The organism is Tamaricihabitans halophyticus (assembly GCF_004340875.1).
GTDB lineage: Bacteria > Actinomycetota > Actinomycetes > Mycobacteriales > Pseudonocardiaceae > Tamaricihabitans > Tamaricihabitans halophyticus.
The window spans coordinates 247,822-260,018 of record NZ_SLXQ01000003.1 but is presented as its reverse complement, the minus strand read 5'-3'; the positions used below and the strand labels follow the sequence as shown (position 1 = coordinate 260,018).

The following is a 12,197-nucleotide window of genomic DNA, read 5'->3' as shown; positions in this document are numbered from 1 at the left end:
GCTACCGGCCGCGCCATTGTGGATCGCGTTTGGCGTTGAACGCGGCATGGAACTCGGCGTAGTCCTCGGTTTTCATCAGCAGCGCCTGGGTCATCGCCTCCAGTTCCAGCGCCCCGCCGAGACTCATATCCAGTTCCTTGGTCAGCAATGCCTTGGTCTGCGCGTAACCCTGCGCTGGCCCCTCAGCCAACCGGGTGGCGAGCCGCCGCACGGCCTCATCCAGTTCCTCGTCCGGCACCAGCTGGCTGAGCAGACCAATGCGTTCGGCTTCCTCGGCCCGGATGGTGTCGCCGAGCATCAGCAACTGGGTGGCCCTGCCCAGGCCAACAATGCGCGGCAACAGGTATGCCGAACCCATGTCCGCGCCGGAAAGGCCGACCTTGGTGAACAGGAAGGCGAACTTCGCGGAGTGCGAGCCGAGCCGGAAATCCGCGGCCAGCGCGAGTACCGAACCGGCACCGGCTGCCATGCCGTGCAATGCCGCGATGATCGGGATCGGGCACTCGCGCATCGCCTTGACCACTTCCCCGGTCATCCGGGTGAACTCGAGTAGTTGGTCCGGCCGCATCGCGAGCGTTTCGCCGATGATCTCGTTGACATCCCCGCCGGCGCAGAACGCCCGACCGTTGCCGCGCAGCACCAGTACTCGGGTATCGCCGCGCTGTGGTAGTTCCGCGAGCAGGTCCCGCAGGTCAGCGTAGGCCTCGAAGGTGAGCGCGTTGAGTTTGTCCGGACGGTCGAAGGTGAGCGTCGCGATGCCAGCGGAGTGCTCGAAACGGAAGTGCCGCCAGTCCTCGGTGAACGGGACCGATCCGCGAAACGGGCTCATTCCAACTCCTCCGCTTGGCTCCCTTGGCCACAAAACCTTATCACTCGTTACTAACTATCGTCACGGAAACACGATATACATATCGCGAGATCTTGACTGTCGTCATGACTCAGAGATACTGATAGTTATCTCGTCACCGCCTGTTCTCATGAGGGGAGTGCTGGTGATGCAGTTATCGCCATCCGCTCACGTCGATACGTTCTGCCGGGACCAGCTACCACCCGCCGCGCAATGGCCGGAGTTCACGTTCGAACTGCCGGAGCTGGCTTATCCAGCACAGCTCAACTGCGCGGAAGCGCTGCTTGACGACACGATCGCCGCTCACGGCGCCCAGCGGCCATGCCTGCGCTCGACAACCGAGAGCTGGACATATGCCGAGGTACGGCAACGCGCGAACCAGATTGCCCAGGTACTCACCGAGGATTTCGCGCTGGTGCCAGGCAATCGCGTACTGCTGCGCGGGCCGAACAATCCGTGGCTGGTCGCCTGCTGGCTCGGCGTACTCAAGGCCGGCGGCGTCGTCGTGACCACCATGCCGCTGCTGCGACCGAATGAATTGACCGCGCTCGGCGTACTCACCAAGCCCAGCATCGCGATCAGTGACCACCGCTTTCTCGACGATCTACTCGCGGCCGAGCTCCCCGGAACACCGGTGCTCAGCTACGGAACGGACAGCGCGAACGGGCTTTCCGCCAGGTGCGCCGACAAATCCGGCGAGTTCGTCGCGGTGCAGACCGCGGCCGACGACGTCGCGCTGCTGGCCGCAACCTCGGGCACCACCGGCAAACCCAAGATCACCATGCATTTCCACCGCGACGTACTGGCCATCGCGGATACCTTCGGCAAGCACGTACTGCGCACCGAACCGGGCGATCTGTTCACCGGCACCCCGCCGGTTGGTTTCACCTTCGGCCTCGGCGGGCTGGTGGTATTCCCGATGCGCCGCGGTGCAACCACCCTGTTGCTGGAACGGGTCTCCCCCACCGAGCTCGCCGAGGCGATCGCGGCCCACCGGGTCACCGTGCTGTTCACCGCGCCCACCGCGTACAAAGCGATGCTCGCCGCGGGCAAGGCGCCGCGGCTGGCCAGCCTGCGCCGCTGTGTATCGGCCGGCGAACACCTGCCCGAAGCGGTCTGGCGAGAATTCGACCGGCTGACCGGCCTGCGCATCATCGACGGCATTGGCTCGACCGAGATGCTGCACGTGTTCATCAGCTCGGCCGACGAACGGATCCGACCGGGCGCCACCGGGCAGGCGGTGCCCGGATACCAAGCGCGGATCCTGGACGAGGCTGGACAGGAGGTACCGGACGGAGTGGCCGGCCGGCTAGCCGTTCGCGGCCCAACCGGCTGCCGCTATCTCGCCGGCGACCGGCAACCCAACTACGTGGTCGAAGGTTGGAACATCACCGGCGATACCTACATTCGAGACGCGGAAGGCTACTTCTGGTACCAGGCACGCAGCGACGACATGATCATCTCCGCCGGCTACAACATCGCGGCGCCGGAAGTCGAGGAGGCACTGGCCGCGCATCCCGATGTACTGGAATGCGCGGTGATCGGCACCCCGGACGAGCAGCGTGGCGCGCTGGTGACCGCCTATGTCGTGCTCAACGAAACCGCCAACGCCGGGCCAGCCATGGCCAACGAGCTGCAAGCGTTCGTGAAGCAGGCGATCTCCCCGTACAAGTATCCGCGCCGGATCGAGTTCATCGAAGCCCTGCCCCGAACATCCACCGGCAAGGTCAAACGCTTCGCGCTCAGGGAAAGCGCCACCACCGTGACCGGATAGTCTTGACGCCGACCAACCGGACGGCACCCACAGGCAGGAGAAGGCGATATGTCGCTGCTCACCGAGCTGAACACCGCGATCCGTACCGGCCGGCTCGAGATCGTCGACCTCACCGCGCCGTTGACCGAAGGCACCCCGGTGTTGCAACTGCCGGAGCCGTTCGCCAACACGATCGGCTTTCAGCTCGAGGAGATCAGCCGGTACGACGAGCGCGGGCCGCGCTGGTACTGGAACAACATCCACACCGGCGAGCACACCGGTACGCATGTGGACGCGCCGAATCACTGGGTTTCCGGCAAGGATGGGCTGGACGTCGCGCAGATCCCGCTCGGCCAACTGGTGGCGCCCGCGGTAGTGCTCGATTTTTCCGCACAGGCGGCGACGAACCCGGACTTCCTGCTGGAAATCGCGGACGTGCGGGCGTGGGAAGCCGAGCACGGATCGCTTCCGGAGGGCGGCTGGTTGCTTTACCGCACCGGTTGGGATACCCGGTCGACCGATGCCGAACGGTTCCTGAACGCGGATGAGCAGGGCTCGCATACCCCTGGTGTGTCCGCCGAATGCGCGCGCTGGCTGGCCGAGGAAACCGCGATCGCCGGATTCGGCGTAGAGACCGTCGGCACCGACGCGGGCAGGGCCCCCGAACTCGATCCCGCGTTCCCCTGCCACGAACTGCTACTCGGTGCGGGCAAGTACGGGCTGACCCAGTTGCAGAACCTGGCTTCGGTCCCGGCAACCGGCGCACTACTGATCGTCTCCCCGCTACCCATCGTCGGCGGTTCCGGCAGCCCGGCACGGGTGTACGCGCTCGTCGAACGGGAGGGCTGAGCGGCATGCGGGTGGCCGAACTGGTCGGCGAGGTGCTTGCCGAACTGGGTGTACGGCATGCCTTCGGCGTGGTCGGCAGCGGAAACTTCCACGTCACCAATGCCTTGCGGGCCGCGGGAGTACCGTTTACCGCCTGCCGGCACGAAGGCGGCGCGGCGACGATGGCAGATGCCTATGTGCGCACCCGCGACCAGCCAGCCGTGGTCACGGTGCACCAGGGTTGTGGCTTGACCAACGCGCTCACCGGGATCGGCGAGGCAGCCAAGAGCCGCACTCCGTTGTTGGTTCTTGCCGCGGATACCGCCGGTTCGGCCGTGCTCTCGAACTTCCGGATCGACCAGGACGCGGCCGCACGCTCGGTTGGCGCGGTTGCCGAGCGGGTGCACTCGGCGGCCAGCGCTTTCGCCGACACCGTACGGGCGTTTCGCACCGCGGTCGAGCAACGGCGCACCGTGGTGTTGAACCTCCCACTGGATGTGCAGGAACTGCAAGCACCACCCGACCGGCCACGCCCCTCGGTCGACTGGCTTACCCCGTACGTCGAACCGGACCCGGCCAGGATAGCCGAGCTGGCCGAACTGCTGGCGAACGCGGAGCGGCCGGTTTTCGTCGCCGGGCGCGGTGCGCGCGAGGCCGCCGAACCGCTGCGGATGCTCGCCGCGCACTGCGGCGCGTTACTCAGCACTTCGGCAGTAGCAAATGGACTGTTCGAAAAGGACGAATGGTCGATCGGGATATCCGGCGGGTTCGCCTCACCGCTTGCCGCGGAGCTGATCGCGAACGCGGATCTGGTCGTCGGCTGGGGCTGCGCGCTGAACATGTGGACGATGCGGCACGGCAAACTGATCGGACCGGCGGCCAAAGTGGCGCAAGTAGACATTGAACCAGCCGCGCTCGGCGCACACCGACCGATCGACCTTGGCCTGCTCGGCGATGTCGCGGCCACCGCGCTTGCCACCCACCGCGATCTGCGTGACTGGGCCCAGCAGGCCACCGGTTACCGCAGGGCCGGGATCGGCGAGCGGATCAAGGCCGAGGCACGTTGGCGGGACGTGCCCTACATCGAACTCACCGAGCCAGATCGGATCGACCCGCGCACGCTCAGCGTGCTGCTTGATGACCTGCTCCCGGCGGAACGGGTACTCGCGGTGGATTCCGGCAACTTCATGGGGTACCCGAGTGCCTACCTCAGGGTGCCGGACAAGCACGGATTCTGCTTCACCCAAGGCTTTCAGTCGATTGGCCTCGGGCTGGCCACCGCGATCGGCGCGGCGCTCGCGGTGCCGGACCGGCTACCCATCGCCGCGCTCGGCGACGGCGGGTTCCATATGTCCATCGCCGAACTGGAGACCGCGGTGCGACTCGGCCTGCCGCTTGTCGTCGTGGTGTACAACGATGCCGCCTACGGCGCCGAGGTGCATCATTTCCTCGACGCCGACGAGGACTCGCTGAGCACCGTGCGCTTCCCGGATACCGATATCGCCGCGATCGCACGCGGCTTCGGCTGCACCGCGGCGACCGTGCGCAACCCGGATGATCTCGGGGCGCTGCGTGACTGGCTGGCCGGAGACCGGTCCGCGCCACTGGTACTGGACGCCAAGATCGCCTCCGATGGCGGCGCCTGGTGGTTGGCCGAGGCGTTCCACGGGCACTGAGAACCGAGGACCGGATCATCCGATCAAGCGAACGCCGTGCCTAATCTTGTTCGCTAAGGTCCTTGATCGGTATTCCAGCCGAGCAAGGAGGAGATCAGGTGACCGGAAGATCGTTGTTTGGCAAGGCTTTCGCTCTTTTGGCGGGCGCGCTGATGACACTGTTGCTGGTAGCCGCGCCAGCGAGCGCGACCACTACCCCTGAGCCATCCGCGGCCGAACCAGCCTTAGTGCACGCCACGGAAAACAACGACTGCAAGCTCAACGTGCGCACCGGTCCGTCCACTTCGTACCAGGCACTGATCACGCTCACCTGTGCGAACTACACGACCTGCGTGCAAGCCGACGGTGATTCGCCGTGCGCCCCCTATGTCGTCGGCGAGGAATACTCCTGCGTGGGAGCGAACAACAAGCAGGTGACCGATAACCGCTGGGCGGAGGTCGCCTGGCGAGCACCGGAGAAGGCCTACGTCGCGGTGGCCTGCGCCGCCTTCCGGGAATAGCGCACAAAAGAGGGGACCCCGTGCACCCGACAGAGCACGCTTATCCTTGCTGCCTTCCGGCCCTGGGGAGGTTCGCGAGATGAACGCCGCACGGGGTCCACGTTCAGTGTAAACCTTCTGCTCGCTGCCTCGCGCGCTGGGTGGCCTCGCACGCTGGCTGCTTGGCCGATCGCGCGAGGCAGCGCGCATCCCCGCGATGGTTACCGGTAGTCTCGCGGCGTGGCACTCGCCCTTTACCGCAAGTACCGTCCGGCGACCTTCGCCGAGGTCGTCGGCCAGGAGCATGTCACCGAACCGCTGCGCACCGCGCTGGCGGCCGGTCGGGTCAATCACGCGTACCTGTTCTCCGGCCCGCGCGGCTGCGGGAAAACCTCCAGCGCACGCATCCTGGCCCGGTCACTCAACTGCGTGCAGGGCCCGACCGCGGATCCGTGTGGCGAATGCGGCTCGTGTATTGCGCTCGCGCCGGAGGGGCCCGGCAGTGTCGACGTGGTCGAGCTCGACGCGGCCAGCCACGGTGGCGTGGACGATGCCCGCGACCTTCGGGACCGCGCCTTTTTCACCCCAGCGGAGTCCCGCTACCGGGTGTTCATCATCGATGAGGCGCATATGGTCACCACGCAGGGCTTCAACGCCCTGCTGAAGATCGTCGAAGAGCCGCCGGAACACCTGATCTTCATCTTCGCCACCACCGAGCCGGACAAGGTGCTGAACACCATCCGCTCGCGTACCCACCACTACCCGTTCCGGCTGATCCCGCCCGGCGCGATGCGCGAACTACTCGAGCGCAACTGCGCGGCCGAGGGGGTACCGGTCGAGCCCGCGGTACTGCCGCTGGTGGTGCGGGCCGGTGGCGGCTCGGCGCGGGATACCCAGTCCGTGCTCGACCAGTTGCTTGCCGGCGCCGGCAGCCAGGGCGTTACCTACGATCGGGCCATCGCGTTGCTCGGGGTCACCGATTCGGCGCTGATCGACGATGTGATCGACGGTCTCGCGGTGGCCGATGGCGCGGCCATTTACGACACCGTGCACAAGCTCGTCGAGGCTGGGCACGACCCACGCCGGTTCGCCGCGGACCTACTCGACCGGCTACGGGATCTGGTGCTGCTGCGCGCGGTCCCGGATGCCGCCGGGCGCGGTCTGGTGGACGCACCGGAGGATCAACTCACCCGGATGCAGCAGCAGGTGCAGCGGCTGGACGCCGGCACCCTGTCCCGCTGCGCCGATATCGTGCACACGGGGTTGACCGAGATGCGCGGCGCGACCGCGCCCCGGTTGCTGCTCGAACTGCTCTGCGCGCGCATGCTGCTGCCGGCGACGGACGAGTCCGAGGCTGGGCTGCGCCACCGGATGGATCGATTGGAGCGCCGGCTGACCGTATCGGGCAGCGCTTCGGCTGCTGAGGAGCCAGCCCAACCGGAGGCCCGGACGGCGCGGTCAGCCGAGCCAGCGCCTCGGACGCGGCCGGCGCCCGAGGCAAAGCCCGCCGCGCCGGCACCGGCCCCAGCTCAGCCGGCCCAGCCTGAACCCGCCCCACCTGAGCCGACACCGCAGCCGGCCGCCGAGCCAGCTGCGGCCGAGACACCGGAAACGCCGGGGGCGCTGGATGCCACGGCGGTCCGGCGGGTGTGGTCCGATCTACTCGGCGTGATCCGCAAGTCCAGCCGTAGCACCGAAGCGATGATGACCAACGCGAGCGTGCACGCCGTGGAGAACGACACGGTGATCCTGACGCATACCGCGGCCCCGCTGGCCAGGCGGCTTTCCGAACCGCGCAATGTGGACGTCATCGCGAAGGCGCTCGCCGAAGTACTCGGCGGCCAGTGGCAGGTGCGCTGCGTCCCCGCGGACCAGGCGGATTCGGCACGCACCTCGGGCTCGGGAACGGCGAAGCCTGCCAGTCCACCGGCAGCCAGTGCGGCCCCCGCGCAGCCGGCCCGCGCACCGCAACCGCCACCGGAGCGTCCAGCACCGGCGGCGGCACCCGAACCGCCGCCCGCGCCGCCGACACCGCAGGCCCAGCCGCAACCAGCAAAACCCGCGCCGCGCAGCCAGCCGGACGACGATATCCCGCTACCGCCCGAACCGGAGCCGGACGAGTACGAGCCACCGGCCAGCCCGCCGCGAGCAAGCGCGCCCAGTCCCACGCCGGTCAGTACGGAACCCCCGGCAAGCCCAGCACCGAGCGGTCCCTCGCTCGGCGGTGGCGCGATCGACGTGCAGCAGTTGCTTTCCGACCAACTTGGCGCCCGCCCGCTCGACGAGTAGCTAACCCAGGTAGCCGAGGATGCCGTTCGCGATGGCCTCGGCGTAGCGCTGCCTGCCCTGCTCGCTGCTGAAGGCCGCCGCCTCCTGCGGATTGCGCATATTGCCGCATTCGACAAGCACCGCTGGCCGCTCGGCGAGGTTCAACCCGGCAAGGTCATCGCGCGGCGCGAGCCCATCCGTGCCCAGGTAGTCCGAGATCGGCAGGCCACTGTCGCGCATCCCGTCCCGCATCGCTTCGGCCAGCTCCCGCGCCGGTCCGCGCTGCGCGGCGTTCAGCGGCGGGTCCGAATAGGCGATATGGAATCCGTGGGCCTGCGGCGAGGTCGAACCGTCCGCGTGCACCGATACCACCGCGGCCACCTCGGACTGGTTCCCGATCGCCGCCCTGCGGTCCACACACGGGCCGACGCCCTCGTCACTGCCCCTGGTCAGCTGTGCCCGTACGCCGCGTTCGGCGAGCACCTGGGCGATCCGGTTGGTCACGTCCCAGTTGAACGCGTGCTCCGGATAGCCGGCATCGGTTTCGGTTCCAGTGGTGTTGCAGGCCTTGCTCGCGCCCCGACCGGCGGGCACCTGCTGGTTGATCTGCTCCGGCGCAGCGGCGTTTCCCCCGTTATGCCCGGGGTCGAGTACCACAAGTGGCTCAGGTTTCGCGGGCGGTGAGCTGGTGACGCGCGGGCTACTCGTGGTCGAGGAAGGCGCCGGCGCGCTGGTCGCCGCGCTCGTGCCACCATCAGTTGCCGACGGCGTTTCCGCGGCGCAACCGGCTATGGCCAATGCACAACCGAGCGTGAGCGCGCCGCGGACCGTCCGGAGCAATCGAGTACGCACGCAGCGCACGCTGCCACACCAAAGCCGACTAGGCTGGATGCCACGCAGGAAACCAACGAGTGAGGAGCCGCGGTGCAGCCTGGCGGGATGCCGGACATGCAGCAAATGTTGCAGCAGGCGCAGAAAATGCAGGAGCAGTTCGCTTCGGCCCAGCAGGAGCTGGCCGACGCCGAGGTCGACGGCAGCTCGGGTGGTGGCCTGGTCACGGCGACGGTTTCCGGCGGCGGCGAACTGAAGTCGCTGGTGATCGACCCGAAGGTGGTCGACCCGGAGGACCCGGAAACCCTCGCCGATCTCGTGGTCGCGGCGGTGCGCGACGCCAACGCGAACGCGGAGAAGCTTGCCCAGCAGAAGATGGGCCCGCTCGCCGAGGGCCTTGGCGGGCTCGGCGGCGGAGGCGGGCTGCCTGGCCTGCCGGGTATGTAGGCCGTGTACGAGGGAGTTGTCCAGGACCTGATCGACGAGCTCGGTCGGTTTCCCGGGGTCGGTCCGAAGAGCGCCCAGCGGATCGCCTTTCACCTGCTGAACTCCGATCCTGCGGATATCAACCGACTGCGCGAGGTACTTGGCAAGGTCGCCGAGGGCGTGACGTTCTGCGAGGTCTGCGGGACCGTCGCGGAGCAGCAGCGCTGCCGGATCTGCCGGGACGAGCGCAGGGACGCCACGCTGGTCTGCGTCGTCGAAGAACCAAAGGACGTACTCGCCGTGGAACGCACCGGCGAGTTCAAGGGGCGCTATCACGTGCTCGGCGGCGCGCTTGATCCGTTGTCCGGGATCGGCCCCGATCAGCTGCGGATGCGTGAGCTGCTGGCGCGGATCGGCACCGACGAGATCACCGAGGTGATCCTGGCGACCGACCCGAACACCGAGGGCGAGGCCACCGCCACCTATCTGGTTCGCATGCTGCGTGATTTCCCTGGGCTCACCGTCACCCGGCTGGCCTCCGGGTTGCCGATGGGCGGCGACCTGGAGTTCGCCGACGAGCTCACGCTCGGTAGGGCGCTTTCCGGCCGCCGCGCGCTGTGACCGAGCCAGCCGAGCTGGCCGGGATCGCCCGTGCCGTGCGCGCCGCGCCCGCCCTGCTCGGTCGGGTCCGGTTGGTGGCCGTGGACGGTCCGTCCGGGGCGGGTAAGTCCACTTTCGCCGATGCGCTGGCCGCGGAGTTACGGAAAAGCCTCCAGGCGGAGTCCGCCGTCCGGATCGTGCGCACCGACGACTTCGCCACCTGGGAGCAACCGGTCGCTTGGTGGCCCCGGCTGCACGCTGGGGTACTCGACCCACTCAGCCAGGGTTTGCCGGGGCGCTACCAGCGTGTCGAATGGCCGAACGGCGAACCGGTACGGGGTGCTTTCGTCCGGGTGCCGGTGCCCGAGGTACTCGTGCTCGAGGGGGTTTCCGCCGGGCGAGCTTCGATCGCCGCGAAGTTGAGCCAGCTGATCTGGGTCGGCTGCGGTGACCAGGCGAGCCGGCTGGCCGCCGCCGTGGCGCGGGACGGGGAGGCCTGCCGGGAACCGCTGCGCCGCTGGCAGGAGTTTGAAAAAGGTTGGTTCGCGGTCGACCACACCCCAGAGCGGGCCAATTCGGTCATATCCGGACCTGGTGTTTTGGAATCGGCCAGCTCGATCCATAGGCCGTTTGGCCTAAACCAGGGATAACCCCAGCGAGGCTAGTAGCAGGATCGTAACCTTTGGCACTTAAGTGAACGCGGGATAACGGCTAGTGTCAGCGTCCACAACGTGAGAACCGAACTGTGCCAAGGGGTAGCAACGATGCTCCATACCGGTAAAAAGCGGGTCCGCAAGGCTGCCCTGATCGGGCTAGCCGGCGCACTCGTGGTTTCCGTCTCTGCCTGCGCGGAGTCCGATCGAGGGGATTCGGGAAGCGGTGAGTCCGGCGGTACGTTGGTCTTCGGCGCGGCGGGCAAGCCGAAGAACTTCGACCCGATCTTCAACGACGATGGCGAGACCTTCCGCATTCAGCGGCAGATGTACGACACGTTGATCACCTACAAGCCGGGGACCGCCGAACTCGAACCGGGCCTTGCCACCGAGTGGGAGCCCAGCAACGAAGGCAAGACCTGGACGTTTACCCTCCGCGAAGACGTCAAGTTCCACGACGGGACCGATTTCAACGCCGAGGCGGTCTGCGCGAACTTCGACCGCTGGCACAACCTGCCAAGCGCGGCCGCGCAGAGCCAGGCGATCTACTACGGCGATGTCTTCGGCGGGTTCGCGGAGAACAAGGGCGACGCCACCGGCGAGCCGCTCTACAAGTCCTGCGAAGCCGATGGCGAGAACACCGCGGTGGTCAACCTGGGCAAGGCCAAGGGCGCCTTCCCGGACGCGTTCGGGCTCACCTCGTTCTCCATCTCCAGCCCCACCGCGATGGAGAAGCACAACGCCGACGAGGTTACCCAGACCGGCGGCGCGTTCTCCTACTCGGATTATGCGAACAAGTTCCCCACCGGCACCGGCCCGTTCAAGTTCGAGAGCTACAAGCCGCAGAACAACACGGTCACCCTGGTCCGCAACGATGACTACTGGGGCGAAAAGGCCAAACTGGACAAGGTCGTCTTCAAGATCATTGAAGACGAGAACGCCCGCAAACAGGAACTCGAGGCCGGCAGCATCCAGGCCTACGACTTCCCCTCGCCCGCGCACTACCAGAGCCTGGAAGACAACGGTCAGAAAATCCTCAGCAGGCCGAACTTCAACATCCTCTACCTTGGCATCAACCAGGAAGGTAATCCCAAGCTGAAGGATGTCCGAGTACGCCAGGCGATCCAGTACGCGATCAACAAGAAGCAGCTGGCCCAGAACCAGCTGCCGCGCGGCGCTACCGGCCGGGACCAGTTCCTGCCCGACACGCTGGACGGCTTCACCAAGGACGTCGAGAAGTTCCCGTACAGCCAGGAAGACGCCAAGCGGCTGCTGAAGGAAGCCGGCGCGGAGAACCTGACGCTGAAGTTCTACGTGCCAACCGAAGTGTCCCGCCCGTACCTGCCCAACCCGCAGGCCGTGGGTGGCGCGATCGCAGACGACCTGGAGAAGGTCGGCATCAAGGTGGAAACCGTGCTGCGGCCGTGGAACGGCGGGTTCAAGGACGACGTGCAGAAGTTGGGCAAGCAGGACATCCACCTGCTCGGCTGGACCGGCGACTACGGCGACGCCGGCAACTTCATCGGCACCTTCTTCGGCAGGGAGAAGGCCGAGTTCGGCTTCAACAACCCGGAGATCTTCGACGCGCTCAGCAGGGCGGATGCCACTGTGGACGATGCCGAGCAGAAGAAGGACTACGAGGAGGCCGCACAGAAGATCGCCGAGTTCATCCCGGCGGTCCCGCTCACCTCCTCGCCGGCTGCGCTCGCGGTGAGCCCGAAGGTGCACGGCATCGTGCCGAGCCCGCTCACTGATGAGCGGTTCAGCACGGTCACCGTGGAAGAATCGTAAGCACACCAGGCACGTGGTTGGCAGTGCGGCGCGCTGCCAACCACG

Annotated in this window: 11 protein-coding genes and 1 other RNA gene; 9 read left to right on the top strand and 3 right to left on the bottom strand. The window is 67.1% G+C overall.

Annotation, left to right across the window (positions count from 1 at the left end):
- Position 1: 1 nt before the first annotated feature.
- Positions 2-829 carry an enoyl-CoA hydratase family protein gene (locus tag EV191_RS11645; protein ID WP_132876983.1) on the bottom strand — a complete coding sequence of 276 codons (828 nt, stop codon included), beginning with the start codon at positions 827-829 and terminating at the stop codon, positions 2-4.
- Positions 830-995: 166 nt separating this feature from the next.
- Here EV191_RS11645 and EV191_RS11640 point away from each other — a divergent pair, with 166 nt between their 5' ends.
- The 4 genes from EV191_RS11640 (at position 996) to EV191_RS11625 (ending at position 5,604) form a co-directional block, all read left to right on the top strand.
- Positions 996-2,621 (top strand): AMP-binding protein, encoded by a 1,626-nt coding sequence (locus EV191_RS11640; protein ID WP_132877153.1) that lies wholly within the window; start codon positions 996-998, stop codon positions 2,619-2,621.
- 48 nt (positions 2,622-2,669) lie between these two features.
- Positions 2,670-3,449 carry a cyclase family protein gene (locus EV191_RS11635; protein ID WP_132876982.1) on the top strand — a complete coding sequence of 260 codons (780 nt, stop codon included), beginning with the start codon at positions 2,670-2,672 and terminating at the stop codon, positions 3,447-3,449.
- Positions 3,450-3,454: 5 nt separating this feature from the next.
- A complete protein-coding gene (locus EV191_RS11630; RefSeq protein WP_132876981.1) occupies positions 3,455-5,104 on the top strand; it encodes a thiamine pyrophosphate-binding protein in 1,650 nt (549 codons plus the stop codon).
- 98 nt (positions 5,105-5,202) lie between these two features.
- The gene (locus EV191_RS11625) at positions 5,203-5,604 is read left to right on the top strand and encodes an SH3 domain-containing protein (RefSeq protein ID WP_243658895.1); all 402 of its coding nucleotides are present in this window, start codon (positions 5,203-5,205) and stop codon (positions 5,602-5,604) included.
- 7 nt (positions 5,605-5,611) lie between these two features.
- Here EV191_RS11625 and ffs read toward each other — a convergent pair.
- Positions 5,612-5,706: signal recognition particle sRNA small type (gene ffs / locus EV191_RS11620), an RNA gene on the bottom strand.
- Between the two features lie 117 nt (positions 5,707-5,823).
- On the opposite strand from ffs, the gene EV191_RS11615 reads away from it, so the two are divergent.
- A complete protein-coding gene (locus EV191_RS11615; RefSeq protein WP_132876980.1) occupies positions 5,824-7,872 on the top strand; it encodes a DNA polymerase III subunit gamma and tau in 2,049 nt (682 codons plus the stop codon).
- On the opposite strand, the gene EV191_RS11610 is transcribed toward EV191_RS11615, so the two are convergent.
- Positions 7,873-8,703 carry an N-acetylmuramoyl-L-alanine amidase gene (locus tag EV191_RS11610; RefSeq protein WP_243658894.1) on the bottom strand — a complete coding sequence of 277 codons (831 nt, stop codon included), beginning with the start codon at positions 8,701-8,703 and terminating at the stop codon, positions 7,873-7,875.
- 96 nt (positions 8,704-8,799) lie between these two features.
- Between EV191_RS11610 and EV191_RS11605 the strand changes: the two genes are divergently transcribed.
- From EV191_RS11605 to EV191_RS11590, 4 genes are all read left to right on the top strand, one after another.
- A complete protein-coding gene (locus EV191_RS11605; RefSeq protein ID WP_243658919.1) occupies positions 8,800-9,129 on the top strand; it encodes a YbaB/EbfC family nucleoid-associated protein in 330 nt (109 codons plus the stop codon).
- Positions 9,130-9,132: 3 nt separating this feature from the next.
- Complete coding sequence (gene recR, locus EV191_RS11600; RefSeq protein WP_132876978.1) at positions 9,133-9,729, top strand: recombination mediator RecR; 597 nt, start codon at positions 9,133-9,135, stop codon at positions 9,727-9,729.
- A complete protein-coding gene (locus EV191_RS11595; protein ID WP_243658893.1) occupies positions 9,726-10,358 on the top strand; it encodes a uridine kinase family protein in 633 nt (210 codons plus the stop codon). Before recR ends, EV191_RS11595 begins: the two co-directional genes overlap by 4 nt.
- A gap of 114 nt (positions 10,359-10,472) precedes the next feature.
- On the top strand, positions 10,473-12,152 hold the full coding sequence (locus tag EV191_RS11590; RefSeq protein ID WP_132876977.1) for an ABC transporter substrate-binding protein: 1,680 nt from the start codon (positions 10,473-10,475) through the stop codon (positions 12,150-12,152).
- Positions 12,153-12,197: the final 45 nt, after the last annotated feature.